This is a genomic window from Pseudoduganella rivuli, assembly GCF_009674485.1.
Classification (GTDB): Bacteria; Pseudomonadota; Gammaproteobacteria; order Burkholderiales; family Burkholderiaceae_D; genus Rugamonas; species Rugamonas rivuli_B.
In genome coordinates this window covers 18,864-35,367 of the sequence record NZ_WKJJ01000016.1, presented here as the reverse complement: position 1 = coordinate 35,367, position 16,504 = coordinate 18,864, and the positions used below count along the sequence as shown (strand labels likewise).

The 16,504-nt window shown below is 65.3% G+C and carries 14 protein-coding genes; 2 read left to right on the top strand and 12 right to left on the bottom strand.

Going from position 1 to position 16,504, the window contains the following annotated elements; translation table 11 throughout:
* Positions 1–31: 31 nt before the first annotated feature.
* Positions 32–1,558, bottom strand: a complete 1,527-nt coding sequence (locus GJ700_RS23530; protein ID WP_154378517.1) for a DEAD/DEAH box helicase — start codon at positions 1,556–1,558, stop codon at positions 32–34.
* An 8-nt stretch (positions 1,559–1,566) separates the two neighbouring features.
* Positions 1,567–2,646: a threonine aldolase family protein gene (locus GJ700_RS23525; protein WP_371868093.1), complete on the bottom strand. Its 1,080-nt coding sequence runs from the start codon at positions 2,644–2,646 to the stop codon at positions 1,567–1,569.
* Between the two features lie 155 nt (positions 2,647–2,801).
* On the opposite strand from GJ700_RS23525, the gene GJ700_RS23520 reads away from it, so the two are divergent.
* Entirely contained in the window at positions 2,802–3,488 is a 687-nt protein-coding gene (locus tag GJ700_RS23520; RefSeq protein WP_154378513.1) for a discoidin domain-containing protein, read from the top strand.
* On the opposite strand, the gene GJ700_RS23515 is transcribed toward GJ700_RS23520, so the two are convergent.
* The 8 genes from GJ700_RS23515 to wrbA all read right to left on the bottom strand — a co-directional run bounded on the left by GJ700_RS23515 (position 3,475) and on the right by wrbA (position 12,877).
* Entirely contained in the window at positions 3,475–4,371 is an 897-nt protein-coding gene (locus tag GJ700_RS23515) for a prolipoprotein diacylglyceryl transferase (protein ID WP_154378511.1), read from the bottom strand. The two genes, GJ700_RS23520 and GJ700_RS23515, sit on opposite strands and share 14 nt — an antisense overlap.
* A 10-nt stretch (positions 4,372–4,381) precedes the next feature.
* Positions 4,382–6,163 (bottom strand): ABC transporter transmembrane domain-containing protein, encoded by a 1,782-nt coding sequence (locus tag GJ700_RS23510; protein WP_229507216.1) that lies wholly within the window; start codon positions 6,161–6,163, stop codon positions 4,382–4,384.
* 105 nt (positions 6,164–6,268) lie between these two features.
* Positions 6,269–7,378: a lipocalin-like domain-containing protein gene (locus GJ700_RS23505; protein WP_154378507.1), complete on the bottom strand. Its 1,110-nt coding sequence runs from the start codon at positions 7,376–7,378 to the stop codon at positions 6,269–6,271.
* Positions 7,378–9,966, bottom strand: coding sequence for an FtsX-like permease family protein (locus tag GJ700_RS23500; RefSeq protein ID WP_154378505.1), 2,589 nt, complete (start codon positions 9,964–9,966; stop codon positions 7,378–7,380). The genes GJ700_RS23505 and GJ700_RS23500 overlap by 1 nt, the downstream gene beginning before the upstream one ends.
* On the bottom strand, positions 9,966–10,400 hold the full coding sequence (locus tag GJ700_RS23495) for a DUF4124 domain-containing protein (RefSeq protein WP_371868092.1): 435 nt from the start codon (positions 10,398–10,400) through the stop codon (positions 9,966–9,968). Before GJ700_RS23495 ends, GJ700_RS23500 begins: the two co-directional genes overlap by 1 nt.
* Positions 10,397–11,836, bottom strand: a complete 1,440-nt coding sequence (locus GJ700_RS23490) for an FAD-binding oxidoreductase (protein WP_154378503.1) — start codon at positions 11,834–11,836, stop codon at positions 10,397–10,399. The genes GJ700_RS23495 and GJ700_RS23490 overlap by 4 nt, the downstream gene beginning before the upstream one ends.
* A 4-nt stretch (positions 11,837–11,840) precedes the next feature.
* Positions 11,841–12,269 (bottom strand): DUF2069 domain-containing protein, encoded by a 429-nt coding sequence (locus tag GJ700_RS23485; RefSeq protein WP_229507203.1) that lies wholly within the window; start codon positions 12,267–12,269, stop codon positions 11,841–11,843.
* Positions 12,266–12,877, bottom strand: a complete 612-nt coding sequence (gene wrbA, locus GJ700_RS23480) for an NAD(P)H:quinone oxidoreductase (protein ID WP_154378501.1) — start codon at positions 12,875–12,877, stop codon at positions 12,266–12,268. The genes GJ700_RS23485 and wrbA overlap by 4 nt, the downstream gene beginning before the upstream one ends.
* A 39-nt stretch (positions 12,878–12,916) precedes the next feature.
* On the opposite strand from wrbA, the gene GJ700_RS23475 reads away from it, so the two are divergent.
* Positions 12,917–14,299 carry a YihY family inner membrane protein gene (locus tag GJ700_RS23475; RefSeq protein ID WP_154378499.1) on the top strand — a complete coding sequence of 461 codons (1,383 nt, stop codon included), beginning with the start codon at positions 12,917–12,919 and terminating at the stop codon, positions 14,297–14,299.
* 36 nt (positions 14,300–14,335) lie between these two features.
* Here the strand turns inward: GJ700_RS23475 and GJ700_RS23470 are convergent, their stop codons facing one another.
* Both GJ700_RS23470 and GJ700_RS23465 read right to left on the bottom strand, forming a co-directional pair.
* Positions 14,336–15,136: an alpha/beta fold hydrolase gene (locus GJ700_RS23470; protein ID WP_154378497.1), complete on the bottom strand. Its 801-nt coding sequence runs from the start codon at positions 15,134–15,136 to the stop codon at positions 14,336–14,338.
* 1 nt (position 15,137) lies between these two features.
* On the bottom strand, positions 15,138–16,460 hold the full coding sequence (locus GJ700_RS23465) for an O-acetylhomoserine aminocarboxypropyltransferase (RefSeq protein WP_154378496.1): 1,323 nt from the start codon (positions 16,458–16,460) through the stop codon (positions 15,138–15,140).
* Positions 16,461–16,504 lie beyond the last annotated feature (44 nt).

Sequence of the window (16,504 nt, the reverse complement as noted above, 5' to 3'; positions counted from 1 at the left end):
TGCGATTGTAGCAGGTGGCGCTGACGGCTGTTTAACGCTTGGGGCGCTTGCCGCCGTCGCGCGCGGTGGCCTTGGCCGCCGCTTTGGCGGCGGATTTCGCGCCCCGTCCACCGGTGACGACCACCGCGCCTTTCGGTGCGCCGCCTGCCGCGTTGCTGGCGCCACGCGGACCTCCGGCGCGTGCCGGGCCATTGACCGGCCGTCCGCCCTGTCCGGACCGGCCTTGCGCTGGTTTTGCCGCGCGCGGTGTCGATGCGGAAGCGGGAAAGTCGCCATCGAGGTCGTTGCGGAAGCGGGGATCGGCGCTCAGTGGCTGGTCCGGATCGGCATTGAGTTTGGCGGGCGCCTTGCGCTGCGCGGCGCCATCCTTCTTCGCCGGCTTGGCGGCCGCCTTGGGCGCCGGCGCTGTTTCCGGCACGCGGTGCTCCGCTTCAAAGCCCGCCACCTCGGTACGGGGCAGGATTTGCTTGGTGAGTTTTTCCAGCGCGCGCAATGGTTCGACTTCGTCGGCGCACACCAGCGACAGCGCTTCGCCCTCCATGCCGGCCCGGCCCGTACGGCCGATGCGGTGCACATAATCTTCCGCCACGGTCGGCAAGTCGAAATTCACCACCAGCGGCAGCGCTTCGATATCGAGGCCGCGCGCGGCCACGTCGGTGGCCACCAGCAACTGCACCTGGCCCGCCTTGAAGCGTTCCAGCGCGCGCAGGCGCGCATGCTGGGCCTTGTCGCCGTGGATGACATCGGCCTTGAAGCCCTGCGATTGCAGTTGCTCGACCAGCACGTCGGCGCCCTTGCGGGTTTTCACGAACACCAGCACCTGCTCCCAGTCTTTCTTTTTCAGCAGGTGCACCAGCAGGGCCGCCTTGCGGCGCTTGTCGGTGGTGATGGCCCACTGGCGCACGGTGGCGGCGGCCTTGTTGCGCGGGCTGGCCTGGATCGTGACGGGATCGTTCAGCAGCACTTGCGCCAGGTCGCGGATCACTTGCGGGAACGTGGCGGAAAACAGCAGGGTTTGCCGGTCGTCCGGCAGCGCCAGCAGGATCTGTTCGAGGTCGTTGGCGAAACCCAGGTCCAGCATGCGGTCCGCTTCGTCCAGCACCACCGCCTGCAACTGGTCGAACTGCACTTCGCCCTGGCCCATCAAGTCCAGCAAACGGCCCGGCGTGGCCACCAGTACATCGAGGCCCTTGCGCAGCTTGGCGATCTGCGGTTCGATCGGCACGCCGCCATAGGCAACAAAGGCGCGCATCGGGATATTGCGGCCATAGCTGCGGAAGCTTTCGAATACCTGTTCGGCCAGTTCGCGGGTCGGCGTCAACACCAGGCAGCGCACCATGCCGGGCGCGGCGCGCTCGCCCTCGGTGGCCAGGCGCTGCAGCAGCGGGATGGCAAAGCCGGCGGTCTTGCCGGTGCCGGTCTGCGCGGCGGCCAGTACGTCGCGGCCTTGCAGGATGGCGGGAATCGCCAGTTGCTGGACCGGCGTCGGTTCGGTATAGCCGACCGTGGCCAGCATGCGCAGCAACGGGTCGATCAGTTCAAGTGAAGCAAAAGTCATAGGGTCTTTCAGAGTTCGTTACACCACAGTGTCAGGGCCTCGTGCAGGCGCGTATCGTCCAGCGCCAGCAGGTTGTCACCCACGTACCATTCGGTGACGCTGTGGCCCGGCAATTGCGCGTGGCCGGCGCGGTTGAACAGCCACACGCCGTGCTGTTCCGCCACCTTGATACGCAGCCCGACGGCGCGGTCACGGCTGATGGGCATGTGCACGTGCAGCATGTTGGCCTGCGGCGCGGCGGGATTCGGCGTCAGTTGCGGGAAGGCGCGCAAGGTTTCATACAGCGCCCGCGTGCGGCGGAAGTAATCCGGCATGGCTGCCAGGCGCGCATCGAGCTGCATGGCCGCCGCCACGATATACGGCGAGCGGTGGATCACATTGCCGCCGGAGCGGCGGAACCATTCCGCCGCCACACCGACAAACGATGGGCTTCCCAGCAGCACGGCGCCGCCCAGGCCGCCGATACCCTTGTACATCGACACATAGACGCTGTCGAAACCCGCGCAAATGTCGTGCAGCGACTTGCCATACGCGGCGGCGGTTTCCCACAGGCGCGCGCCATCCATGTGCAGGTGGATGCCCTGCGCGCGGCAATACGCCTTGATGGCTTCCAGTTCGTCCCAGCCCGGGCACTGGCCGCCGATTTCGCGGGCCGGCAATTCCAGCACCACGGCGCCCAGCTTGTCGGGAATGGCTTTCAGGTCGTCCAGCGTCCACGGGCGCTGCGGGTCGCCGATTTGCAGCGCATCGAAGTGGCCGAGCAACTGATGGTTGCCCCGTTCATGCCTGAAGATGTGCGCGGTGGGATGCAGCGCCACCAGCCGGCTGCCCCGCTCGGCGCATGCCAGGCGCAGCGCCGTCACCTGCGTCATGGTCCCGGTGACGCAGAACACCCCCGCGTCAAAACCCAGCAGCGCCGCGATTTTCGCTTCGAACGCCTGGATCAGCTCCCCCTCGCCGTAGACGTCATGCGTCACGTTGTGCTGAGCACACCAGGCGCCCATGGCGGAAAACAGTTCGGCAGGGGTTTGCTGGCGGTGGCCGGGCAGGACGGTATGGCAGCGCAGGCGCAGTTCGGCGTCGGTCACGGGAGTCTCCTGAAAGGATGGCATTGTACCCGACGGCACTGTGGTTAAGTCCCGGTTACTTCCTGTGTCTTTAAGTTACACCTGTTTTATATTTTCTTTAAATCAAGTAACATTAACTTAAAGAAACAAATATTTTTACAATTCTTACAGGGGTTATGATGAAAAACGTTGTCAGGGCGGTATTGTTTGCTTCGCTGGCTTTCTCATGCGCCGCACAGGCGATGGTGGTGCGCGGCACTGGTTCGGGCGCATTGCGCGGCGGGGATTTGACCGACCCGGAAAACAATGGCAACGCATCGTCCTACCTCAATTACAACGCGACGTTCCGCTCCAGCGTGGAACCGTTCTTTTACAGCGAAGGCGCCTTCAATGTGTTCGACAACGTGGTCGGCGGCGGCGATGCCAAATGGTGCTGCGACGCCGGCAATGTCTGGGTCGAGGCGGATTTCGGCACCAAGCGCTACGTGCTGACGGGTTTTACGGCAACGTCCGGCAACGATGCGACGGACCGCGATTCGGATAACTGGAAAATCCTGGGCTCGAATGACGGCGTCAATTACACGACGATCTTTGCGTACGACAAGCCAGGCGTGTCGGCGTGGGGCAATACCCGCCTGCAGGTGAATGAATACCTGGCCAACGTGGACTTCGTCACGCCGGCCGCCTACAGCATCTTCCGCTACCAGTCGACCCACACGGTGGGCAACTACATGCACCAGATTAATGAACTGGAATTCTTCGGCAACCAGGCAACGGTGCCGGAACCGGCAACCTTTGGATTGCTGGGTCTGGGACTGGCGGGCATCATCGCGGCGCGCCGCCGCAAAGCTAAGCAGGTTTGAGCGAAGAAGGCGCGCGGCGCGACAGCGCCAGCAAGCCGGCAATCCCGCCGGCTGTCATCGCCAGCGCGATGGCTTCCGCCTGCGTCGCATGGAAAACGCCAAAGTCCAGCACCGGATTGACGCGGATTTGTTCAATGGCCAGGCGCTCAAGTCCCGCCAGCACCAGGTACAGGGAAAACAGCCAGCCTTGCCGGAACGCGTGCCTGCGCAACGCCCACAGCAGCAGGAAAGCGCCCAGCGCCATCACGATTTCATAGACGGGCGCCGGATAGACACCCGGCGCGGCAATGACTTCGCCGAAAATATTGTTGGTGTAAGTCTGGGCCCAGAACCACGTCGGCAACCAGTCCGGTTTCAACGCCATGTCCGCCACGCGGCCCCAGTCGCCATCGCCGGAAACCTGGCAGCCGATGCGGCCGATCGCATAGCCCAGCATCATGGCCGGGGCCACCGCATCCAGCATCGGCCGCGCGGGCAAGTGCCAGCGGCGGATAAACCACAGTCCCGCGACGGTGCCGAACAGCAGTCCGCCCAGTACGCTGAGACCTGAGCGGCTGAAAATCATGTCCGATGGGTTGACGGCAAAGCTGTCCAGGTGTTCAAAAATATGGAACACGCGGGCGCCGGCCACGCCGGCAAACATGGCCAGCAATGTGAGGTTGGGGACGACGTCGTGCGGTGCCATGCGCAGCGTCACGCCGCGCTGCGCGCGCCAGGCCATGGGCAGCATGCCAGCGCCGTGCAGGCGCCGCATTTCTGCCGACAGACAACTGGACGCGTCCAGCAGGGCCACTGCCACCATCAGGCCGAAGGTGGCGAAGGGCAGCGGTAGTTGGTATCCGGTGAGGGCAAAGACGACGTCGCTGAGGTAGGGATAGGACATTATCCGGTGCTCAGTGCACCACTTGCACGTTATGGAACTGCAGTGCCGCCAGATTCGCATAAATGCCACCCAGCGCCACCAGGGTCGCGTGGTTGCCGGTTTCCACGATCTTGCCGTCTTCCATCACGATGATGCGGTCGGCGCGCTGCACGGTGGCCAGGCGGTGCGCGATGATGACGGTGGTGCGGCCTTTCATGGCCGCTTCCAGCGCGCCCTGCACCAGGCGTTCCGATTCCGCGTCCAGCGCGCTGGTGGCTTCGTCCAGCAACAGCAGCGGGGGATTTTTCAGCAGCGCGCGGGCAATCGCGATGCGCTGGCGCTGGCCGCCGGACAGGCGCACGCCGCGCTCGCCGAGGAACGACTGGTAGCCGTTCGGCAGGCGCTCGATGAATTCGTGGGCGGCCGCCATCTTCGCGGCCTGGATCACTTCCTCGTCGGTGGCGTCGGCGCGGCCATAGCGGATGTTTTCCATCGCGTCGGTCGAGAAGATCACCGTATCCTGCGGCACGATGCCGATGGCATTGCGCAAGGTATGCAAGTCCAGCTGGCGGATGTCGACGCCATCGAGCTTGATCGAGCCCAGTTGCGGGTCGTAGAAGCGCAGGAACAGCTGGAACAGCGTGGTCTTGCCGGCGCCGGACGGGCCGACCACGGCGATGGTTTCGCCCGGCTTGATGTCCAGCGACAGGTGCGCCAGCGCCGCCGTGTCGGGACGCGACGGATACGAGAATGTCACGTCGGCCAGCGTCAGCGCGGCGCCGTTGGCGGCGCGCGGGGGCAGCGCCAGCGGGTGGGCAGGGGACTGGATGTCCGATTTCACGGACATCAGTTCCAGCAGGCGCTCGGTGGCGCCGGCCGCGCGTTGGGCTTCGCCCATGACTTCGGACAGGGCGCCGATGGCGCCCGCCACCGTGGTGGCGTACAGGATGAACTGGCCCAGCTCGCCGCCTGTCATGGCGCCTTCCAGCACCGCATGGGCGCCCAGCCACAGCACGAACACGATGGTGCCGAACACCAGCACGATGGCCAGCATGGTCAGGAAGGCGCGGGCGCGGATGCGTTCCATGGCCGTCTTGAACGCGCTTTCCACGGACGCGCCGAAGCGGTCCGTCTCGATCTTTTCATGGGTGAACGCCTGCACGGTCGGCATCGCGTTGAGAATTTCACCGGCGACGGCGGACGCGTCGGCAATCCGGTCCTGCGACGCGCGCGACAGCTTGCGCACGCGGCGGCCGAACATCACGATCGGCACCACGGTCAGGACCAGCAATCCGATAATGATGGACGACAGCTTGGCCGACGTCACGAACAGCATGGCCAGGCCGCCCAGGAACAGCAACACATTGCGCAGCGCCATCGAGATACTGGTGCCGACCACCGCCTGGATCAGCGTGGTATCGGTGGTGATGCGGGACAGCACTTCGCCGGTCTGCGTGGTTTCAAAGAATTCGGGGCTTTGCGTGACGACGTGACGGTACACGGCGCTGCGGATATCGGCCGTGACGCGCTCGCCCAGCCACGACACCGTGTAAAAGCGCGCGGCAGTGGCCAGCGCCAGCACGGTGGCCACGCCGAACAGCGCCAGGAACACGGCGTTGACATGCTCGATATGGTTGCCCGCGGTACCAGCCGCGCCAAAGCCCATGTCGATCATTTGCTTGAACGCGACGGGAATCGCCAAGGTCGCACCGGCGGCCACCACCAGCGCCACGCCCGCCATGGCGAATTGTTTCTTGTAGGGGCGCAGGAAGGGCAGCAAGCCTTTCAGGGCGGCCAGGCTGCCTTTTTTCATGTCGCGCGCGTCGGAATTGGCGGGGGCCGGCGCCGTATTGGAACTGTCGGCCGGGGTGGAGTTGCTGTTGCCTGCGATGCTGTTATTCATTGGAATTTCTAGTCTTTACAGTTTCATGGGCCGTACATAGCCTGTCAGCTCCAGGTAGCCTTTGCCCACCTGGGCGCCATCGCGCCGCACCGTCACGGCGCCTTCCCAGTACACCGCGCCCGTGCTGCGGCGCGAATCGAGCTCCTGGTCGTCCTGCAGGGGCGCGATCTGCCACAGGATATCGCCTGTGGCAAGCTGGGTGGCAACGGGATACTCGGCATTGGTGCGGGGCGAACGCCACCGCCTTTGCGGGGTAAAGCTGACCTGGTCCTGCGCGTAATGCGTGATCTTACCGGATGCGTCACGCCATGTCGCGTGCGCCCACAGTTTACCACCTGTCTTGCTACGCATATGAAAGCCCATCAGAGCGCCGCCGTCGTCCAGGTTGATGCCGACCCAGTCCCAGCCCGCCGCGTCCTGGTCCAGGTAGGCGCTCGACCATTCGTGGTCCAGCCACGTGACGCCGGTGACCGCCATCGGCACGGCTTTGGCGCCGCCCCGCGCGGCGGTGACGGTGATGGTGCCGGTGGTGTCCAGTTGCGGTTCGCTATAGTAATAGCTGGCGCTGAGCGGATCGGGGCTCTTGCGTGAAAAGCCGTTTTCCCCCTGCAGCATGACGCTTTGGCGCGGACGCAGCGTCAAATCCAGCGTAAAACCGGTGGCGGGAAGCTTGACGTGATACGCCCCGTCCTGTGTCCGCACCATGCGCCAGTCGTCCAGCTTCACGTCGGTGTCGCCGGCTTTCGCGTAGGCCAGGCCAAAGCCTTCGCGGGCGGAGCGCTGGTCATGCCGCAGCTTGCCCACTGCGGGATCGGACAGCGCCGCGTGGCCGATGATCAACTGGTGCGGTGCGAAGCGGCTGGGATTGGCCGTGTCGTGCGGCGGCGCGGCGCGGAAGAACGTGACCTGGTAGCCCAGTTCCTTGCCGTCCGGCGTTTTCACCCAGCCGGTCGCGTACCACCATTCGGTTTTATAGGCGGGATGGGCGCCATAGTCGCGGGGGAATTGCAGCGTTTGGCCGGGGGGCAGGGGCGTGACCGGCGGATAGACGGGCGGCGCCGCGTGTGCGGCAAGGCCTGCCGATGCCAGCAACATGGCGGTTACGGCATGTAAAACCCGCTTCATCACCAATCCTCCCTGACGGCCCGGATCGGCGCCCCGGACAGCGCCCGCCGCCCCGACGCCAGCGCCGTCAGGGCGGACGCGGCCAGCAGCGCGGCGGCCACGCTGCCCAGCAAGGTCCACGGCAAGTGCAGTTGCATGGTCCAGTGGAACGATTGCGGATTGACGATAAACACCAGCACCAGGCTGATGACCCAGCCCAGCACGAAACCGGTGGCGATGCCCAGCCCCGTCAGCGCGCCGCCTTCGATGGACAGGATGGCGAGGATTTGCCGGCGCGTCACGCCGATATGGCGCAGCATGCCGAATTCGCGGGCGCGCGCAAAGGTTTGCGCGGAAAAGGTGGCGGCCACACCCACCAGGCCGATGACAATGGCGATCAGTTCCAGCAGATACGTGATGGCAAAGCTGCGGTCGAACAGTTTCATGCTGAGGGTGCGGATTTCAGACAGTTCATTCAATTCCAGGGATGCGCCGAACGGCAATGCCTTCAGCGCGCGCTTCAATTCGTCCATGCGGGCGCCGCCGGCAAGCCACAGCGCCACGTTGTTGATATCCATGTCGCCCGTCAGCGCCTGGTAATCCGACAGGCGGATCTGCACGGCGCCGTGCGTGCGCGCATAGTCGCGCCAGATGCCGGCCACGAAGAAATCGCGGGGTACGCCAGCCAGCGGCAACGTCAATGTGGCGCCAGGGTGCACGTTATACAAGTCCGCCATCGGTTCCGATATCCACGCGGGTAAACGGCCCGCCGGGACAGGCAATGCGGGACCGGCCATGGCCAGCACGGATTCCGGCTTTGCCGCATCGACGTTGCGGGCCATCAGCAGTACGGGCGGACGGGCCGGATCCAGCTGCAAGGGTTTGGCGCGCAGGAAATCCGCCTTGGCGATGCCGGGCAGCGAGCGCATTTGCTGCTGTTCGTCCGGTGTCAGCCCCGCGGTGCCGCCGCCGGTGGCGCTGGCCGCATACAGGTCGGCCGGCAGCACGTCGAGCAGCCACTGGTCGACCGACACGCGGAAGCTGGCCACCATGATGGCCATCGCCACCATCAGGCTGAAACTCGACAGCACGCCGCCCAGCGCCATGCCGGCCTGGCCCGGTGCGTTGGCGAGGCGGGACAGGGTCAACGCCATCACCGGCGACGACTGGTCGTTACGGCCCGGTCCCCGCTGCCACACCGACGCCAGCTGGCGGAACACCAGTCCCGCCAGGCGTGGCATCAGGGCAATGGCGCCGACCAGCATCAGCGCGATCGACAGGTAGCCGAAAATCGGCAATTCCCACAGCGGCGGCAATTGCGACAGCAGCGCCGCCAGCGCCAGGCACACGAGACCCGGCCAGGCCGGGGCGAAGCGCGCCAGCGCCGCTTCTTCCGCACCGGCTTTCAGTGCAATGGCGGGACGGGCACGCGCCGCTTCCATGGCCGGCGCGGCGCTGCCCAGCACCGAGACACCGACACCGAGCGCGAAATACACGAGGGCCGCCACCGGCGTGAATTGCACTTCCGGCTGCACGCCGGAAAACAGGCCCGCCCCCAGGTCGCCGCCGAACAGTTGCAGCACGCCGGCCGCCAGCCCGTAGCCGGCCGCCACGCCCAGCACACTGCCGGCCACGCCCAGCGACAGGCCTTCCACCATCACCTGGCGCAGCAACTGGCCCCGTTCCAGTCCCAGCACGCGCAACAGCGCGAACTGGCTGCGGCGCCGGATCACCGACAGCGCCTGCGTGGAAAACACGAGGAAGGCGCCCGTGAACAAGGCCACCAGCGCTAGCACGGACAGGTTGACGCGGTAGGCGCGGCTCATGTTGTCGTTGCGGCTGTTCTGGTCATCGTCGTTCGGGCTGCCGACGTGGAAGCGGCCCGGGTACGCGCGCTCCAGGTCGCGCGCCAGCGCTTCCTTGAACGTGGCGCGGGCGACGCCGTCGCGCAGTTTCAAATCGATGCGGGTCAGTTTGCCCAGCCGGTTGAAGCGCCACTGCGCCGTCCCCAAGTCCATCACGCCCAGCCGCTGCCCGGCGCGGGCGCGGGCCAGGGGGCCCGCCACCCGCAACGTCAGCGGCTGCGTGCCGGCCTGCAGGCGCACCGTGCCGCCGGGTGGCGCATTGAGCCACGTTTGCGCGGCGGCCGACAGGAACACCGTGTCGTCGGCCAGCGCATCCATCGGATGGTCTTCCGCCGGGATGCCCATCAAGTCCGGCGTGATCGATCCGGCGCGGAACATGTCGATGCCGAGGATTTCCAGCGGCGTGCGCTGGCCGGGCACCGACGCGTGGATTTGCAGCACCGGCGATGCGACGGCCACGCCATCCCGTTGCGCCAGGGTGGCGTAGATCGCTTCGTCGAAATTGCTTTCCGTGCCGCTCACTTGCACGTCGGCCTGCCCGGACAGGCTTTTCACGGCGGTCGAGAATTCATTGAAGGCGGCGGCATTGATCAGGTGGATCGCGAAACCCAGCGACACGCCGATGGCGATCGCCACAATGGCGGTCAGGGCCCGTATCGGGTGCGAGCGCCACTCGCCAAACAGCAACCAGCCAGCCAGGCGCCGGCGCTGCACGCCGCCGCGGCTTACAGGGGAATCCGTCATCAGCCCGGGCACTCCAGCGCCAGCTTGTCGGCGGCGCGCTGGGCACGCGTCTTGGCGCGGTCCAGGTTTTGCACCAGCGCACCGCGCACTTCGTCATCGGCCCATTTCTTTTCCAGTTTCAGCTTCGCGCACTGCTTGTGGCGCGCCTGCGCCGCGCGGGCCGCCTGTTGCTGGGCGCGGTCGTCGGCTGCTTCGCGCTTGTGGCGTTCGCGTTCCAGCGTGCTGGCTTCCTTTTGCATGCGTTTCAAGTCGGCGGCCGCATTGGGATTGGGCTGCGGGGCTTCGGGGACGGCAATCACGGCCGCCGTGCCGGCCTGGCACGGCTGCTCCGTGTACGTGACCTTGCCGTCCACCGTGCATTTGTGCACGGTTTGCGCGTGGCTGGCGCCACCGGCCAGGAGGATCAACAGCAGGGCGGTGCGCGGCAGCTTCACAGGATTTTCCCCGGGTTCATGATGTTGTGCGGATCGAGCGCCTGCTTGATGGCTCGCATCAGGTTCAGTTCGAGCGGCGATTTGTAGCGCGCCAGTTCGTCGCGCTTGAGTGCGCCGATACCGTGTTCGGCGGAAATCGAGCCGTCGAAATGGTCGACCGCATCGTGCACCAGCCGGTTGACTTCGGCCTGGTTGGCCAGGAAGGCATCATGGCCGATGCCATCCGGCGGCGCCACGTTGAAATGCAGGTTGCCGTCGCCCAGGTGGCCGAAGCACACCAGCTGGCAGCCGGGAAAGGCTTGCTGCAGGCGCGGCGCCGTCTGCGCGATAAAGGCCGGAATCGACGACACGGGCAGTGAAATGTCGTGCTTGATGTTCTTGCCGGCCTTGGCCTGCGCCAGCGGGATATGTTCGCGCAATTGCCACAGCGATTGCGATTGCGCGATGGACGTGGCCACCACGGCGTCGGCGATGATGTGGCGCTCCAGCGCCGCGCCAATGGTATGTTCCAGCAGCGCCACCGCGTGGGTTTCCGATTCGCTGCTGGACAATTCCAGCAGCACATATTGAGGATGGGCCGCCGTGAACGGCTGCGGCAACTGGGGAAATTGCGTGCGCACCAGGTGCAGGCAAAACGCCGACATCAGTTCAAAACCGGTCAGGCTGGCGCCGCAGCGGTCTTGCGCCAGTTTCAGTAAGTCCAGCGCCGCTTCCGGCGACGGCAGCGCGGCCAGCGCCGTGATGCACGCTTTCGGCTGCGGATACAGCTTCAGCACCGCGCCAGTGATAATCCCCAGCGTGCCTTCCGCGCCGATATACAGGTCGCGCAAGTCATAGCCCGTGTTGTCCTTGCGCAGCGCGCGCAAGCCATCCCACAGTTCACCCTGCGGCGTCACGACTTCCAGCCCCAGACACAATTCGCGCATATTGCCATAGCGCAGGACGGCGGTGCCGCCCGCGTTGGTGGCCAGGTTCCCGCCGATGGTGCAACTGCCTTCCGCCGCCAGCGACAGGGGGAACAAACAGCCATGCTCTTGCGCCGCCTGCTGAACGATTTGCAGGATGCAGCCGGCATCGACGGTGATGGTGCGGTTGAACGGGTCGACGTTGCGGATGCGATCCAGCCGCGCCAGCGACAGCACGATGGCGGTTCCCGTGCCGTCCGGCACGCTGCCCAGCACCAGCCCGGTTTTGCCGCCCTGCGGCACGATGGGCACGCGCCACTGGGCGCAAGCCCGCACCGTATCGGCGACTTGCTGCACGGAACCCGGCCGCAGCACGGCCAGCGCGCTGCCGGTGAAACGTCCCCGCCAGTCCGTCAAATAGGGCTCCATTTCACCGTCACGCGTCAGCACGTGCGCATCGCCCAGCAAGGTACGGCAGTGGGCCAGGAAGGCGTGGGCGGCGGCGGTCGGCAGGGCGGTGGCGTGGGTCATGGTGTCATTTTGCAGTCGTATTGACCTTGTCCAGCAAGTCCTTGGCGATCTTGCGGGCCGCCTGCTTGTAGGGGCGCACGTACATGACGGCGCAAATGAAGTACACGATGACGATGGCGGCTTCGCCCCAGCCCAGCCACGACGACGTGGCGCCGAGGTCGCTCCAGCCCCGCACCACGCCTTCCGCGAAGTACAGCAAGACCATCATCGATGTCCATTGCAGCGTATAAATGTCGCGTTTCAGGATGCCGGCCAGCGGGAACAGCAGCGGCGCGGCTTTCAGCGCCAGCCACGAACCACCCGGCTTCAGCGGCGCGATCAGGGTTTCCCAGGCGACGCACCACAGGATCAGCAATCCCATGCTGGCGACCGCGCCGATATGGAAGAACTTCTGCTTGTTATCGTTCATTGGCTTGATTATCGGGTCGGTCATGATGCGCTCCGCAATTTCCAGGCGGTTTCCGCCAGCCGCTTGCCCTGCGATACGGCGAGCTTTTTCTCATCATCCGTCAGCGTCCGCTTGCCGTCCAGTCCCGCCCAGTGCGTGGCGCCATACGGCGAGCCGCCGCTGGACGTCGTCATCAGTTCGGGATTGGTATAAGGCAAGCCCATCACCATCATGCCGTGGTGCAGCAGCGGGATCATCATGGTCAGCAACGTGGATTCCTGGCCGCCGTGCAGGCTGCCGGTCGACGTGAAGACACAGGCCGGTTTGCCTGCCAGCGTGCCGGACACCCACTCGGCCGACGTGCCATCCCAGAAATACTTCATGGCCGACGCCATGTTGCCGAAGCGGGTAGGGGAGCCCAGGGCCAGCCCCGCGCAATCCCTTAAATCGTCCAGTTCCACGTAGGGGGCGCCGTCATCCGGCACATTCGATGCCGTTGCTTCCGCTACACTGGACACGGCCGGCACGGTGCGCAGGCGCGCTTCGCAGCCCGGCACACTGTCGATGCCTTGGCCGATCAGCTCGGCAAGACGGCGGGTGGCGCCATGGCGGGAGTAATATAAGACAAGAATGATGAGGTCTGGTGTGGTCATTGCATTATTATATGGGCCACACGATTTTTAGACAGCTTCATGGTTAACAAGATTATCTCCCCGTTGATTTCCCCCTTGCTGGCGTCGGTCTCGCGCAATGTGCAAGATGGCGTCGGCGCCGTCCGTTCGCTGTCATGGCGCGAAATCCGCGACATGCTGCGCTTTGCAGGCCGGCGCCTGCGCGAAGAAAGCTTGCCGCAGGTGGCAGGCAGCCTCACCTTTACCACCGTGTTTGCGCTGGTGCCGCTGGTCACCATCGCGCTGGCGATTTTCACGACCTTCCCTATGTTTGCCGTGCTGCGCAAGGCGCTGGAAGCGTATTTCGTGCAAAACGTGATGCCGAAACAGATCGCCACGCCGATCCTCAACAATGTCACGATATTTGCCAGCAAGGCCACGCGCCTGTCGGCGGTCGGTGCGGTGGCGCTGGTGTTCACGTCGGTGGCCATGATGGGCACCATTGAAAAAGTGTTCAACCGCATCTGGCGGGTCAAGGCGGAACGCAGCTGGACGCGCCGTATTCTCGTGTACTGGGCGCTGCTGACCCTGGGGCCGGTGCTGGTGGGCGTGTCGCTGTCGATGTCGACCCAGGTGTACATGGCCACCAGCGACCTGGTGGGCGACGTGCCGGTGCTGGGCGCCATCTTGTACACGCTGCTGTCGCTGTCTGCCACCACGGCAGGGTTCACGCTGATGTACACCGTGGTGCCGAACCGCCAGGTGGACTGGCGCGATGCGCTGTGGGGCGGCTTGCTGGCGGCGCTGTTCTTCGAGCTGGCCAAGCGGGGTTTTGCCGTGTTCATCACGCAATTTCCCACGTATTCGAAGATTTACGGCGCGCTGGCGGCCTTGCCGCTGTTCCTGATCTGGATTTATTTGTCGTGGCTGATCACCTTGATCGGCGCGCTGTTCGTCGCGGCGCTGCCGGTCGTGAAATATGAACGATGGTGGCACGAAGCGCCGCCGGGCGGGGAATTCGTCGATGCCATGGCCATCCTGAAAGTGCTGTACGCGGCGTCGCGCTATGGCGACACGGCGCTGGTCAGTGCGGCGGCGATCCGCGCGTGCACGCGCATCGGCTTCGATGAAATGGATACGTTGCTGGAACGGATGGCGGCCCAGGGCTGGGTCGGCAAGGTCAAATCCGATGCGCCGCCCCGCGTGCAGTGGGGCAAGCGGGTCAGCGAAGGGATCGATAACTGGGTATTACTCGCCAATGTCGAGCGCCTGACCCTGGCCGATGTGTACCGCGTGTTCGTGTTCGGCGGCATGGCGATCAATGCCGGCGCGGCCGGCGACAGCGATGACGAGGCGGACCGCCTGGCCGCCGTCGAGGCGGCGCAGCTGGCGCGGCACGTGGAAGGGGCGGTCGAGCAGGGCTTGCAAGTGAGCCTGGTGCAGCACTTCGAGGGCGCCGCCTGATCCCTGGTATCCGGTGCGGATCAGGCGGCGGGCAGGTCAGCGCAGGAAAGCCGCCAGCGCGTCCAGCACGGCGTCCGGCTGTTCCTGCATCATCGCGTGGCCCGCATCGACGGTGATGGTTTTCGCATGGGGCATGGCCGCCAGCAAGCCTTTGGCCGACTTCGGCGGCGTCATCACGTCTTTCGCGCCAAGCACGAACAGGACGGGACAGCCCACGGATTGCGCGGCAATCTCGCCGTTCGCATAGGCGTTGCAGGCAAAGAAATCCGTATAAAACAGCTGTTCCGGATTGATCTGCGACATGCGCTGCATCAGCCGCCGCGCGCCGCCCATGACGGAAAAGCCGGGGCCGGGGCACGACGGTTTTTGCGCCATCGACGAATGGGAAAAGATATTGACCATGTCGATGGCCGCCTGTTCGTTGTCGCGCGATGTGCCCAGCAGCGCATCCGACACCTTCATGGGGAAGGTGGAACCCAGCAGCGCCAGTTTCGTCACGCGGTCGGGCGCCTTATGTGCGGTTTCCAGCGCAATCAGCGACCCCATGCTGTGGCCCACCAGCGCGGCCCGGGTGACGCCGGCGGCCGCCAGCACCACCAGCAGCCAGTCCGCCATCTCTTCCACAGTGCGTTTGGCGGCGCCCTTGCTGCGGCCGTGGCCCGGCAAGTCCACCGCCAGCACGCTGTAGCCGTGGTGCGCCAGGTAGCGGCTTTGCAGCGCCCATACGGAATGGTCGTTTTGCGCGCCGTGGATGAACACCACGGTGGGCAGGTCGGGATCGAAGGCCTTGCCGCCGGTATAGGCGTAGGCGGGCACGCCGTGAATATCGACAATCATCTCACGCTCCTTTCTGCGCCAAGGCGGTAGCCAGTTTCAATCCGCGCGCCAGGTCTTCCAGCAAGTCCGCCGGATCTTCCAGGCCCACCGACAGCCGCATCGTGCCTTCGGCGATGCCGGATGCTGCCAGCTGGTCGGCGGGAACGCGGAAGTGCGTGGTGGAAGCGGGGTGGATCACCAGCGACTTCGCATCGCCCACGTTGGCCAGGTGCGAAAACACCTTCAGCCCATCGGCGAAGCGACGGCCCGCGGCGCGGTCGCCCTTCAGCGTGAACGAAAACACGGCGCCGCAGCCTTTCGGCAGCAGGCGCTTGGCCAGTTCGTAATCCGGGTGCGACGGCAGCTCCGGGTACGACACGGATTCCACGGCCGGGTGCGACACGAGGAAGTCCACCACCTTGCGCGTATTGGCCACGTGGCGTTCCATGCGCAGGCCCAGCGTTTCCACGCCTTGCAGGATGGCGAACGCGTTGTGGGGGCTCATGGCGGCGCCAAAGTCCCGCAAACCCTCGCGGCGCGCGCGCAGCGCGAACGGCGCCACGGTGGATTCTTCCGCGAACACCATGCCGTGGAAGCCGTCGTACGGTTCGCACAGTTCGGCAAAGCGGCCGGTTTTATCGTAGGCCGCCTGCCAGTCAAAGGTGCCGCCGTCGACCAGCAAGCCGCCGATGGCCGTGCCGTGGCCGCACAGGAACTTGGTGGCGGAGTGGAATACCAGGTCGGCGCCCAAATCGAACGGGCGCATCAGGTACGGAGTGGTGAAAGTGGAATCCACCATCAGCGGCAAGTGGTGTTCGTGCGCCAGCGCCGCGACGGCGGGGATGTCGAGCACGTCGAGGCCGGGATTACCCAGCGTTTCCGCGAACAGGACTTTGGTTTCAGGGCGGATCGCGGCGCGCCACGCATCGAGGTCGCGCGGATCGACGAACGTGGTCTCGATGCCGAAGCGCTTCAGCGTGTAGCCGAGCAGGTTGTGCGAACCGCCATACAGCGCGCGCGACGCCACGATGTGCGAGCCGGCGCCGGCAATGGTGGCCAGGCCCAGGTGCATGGCGGCCTGGCCGCTGGCGGTGGCGATGCCCGCCACGCCGCCTTCCAGCGCCGCGATGCGCTCTTCCAGCACGGCATTGGTGGGATTGGAAATGCGCGAATACACGTGGCCTGCGCGTTCCATATTGAACAGCGACGCCGCATGGTCGGAATCGCGGAACGCAAACGACGACGTGAAATGAATCGGGGTGGCACGGGCGCCGGTGGCCGGATCGGGCGCGGCGCCTGCATGCAAAGCAAGCGTATCGAAACCAGGGTATTGGGGACCGCTCATGATGGCTCTCTTGGGTGGATTGAGAAGGTTGAGTTGCCGGAATC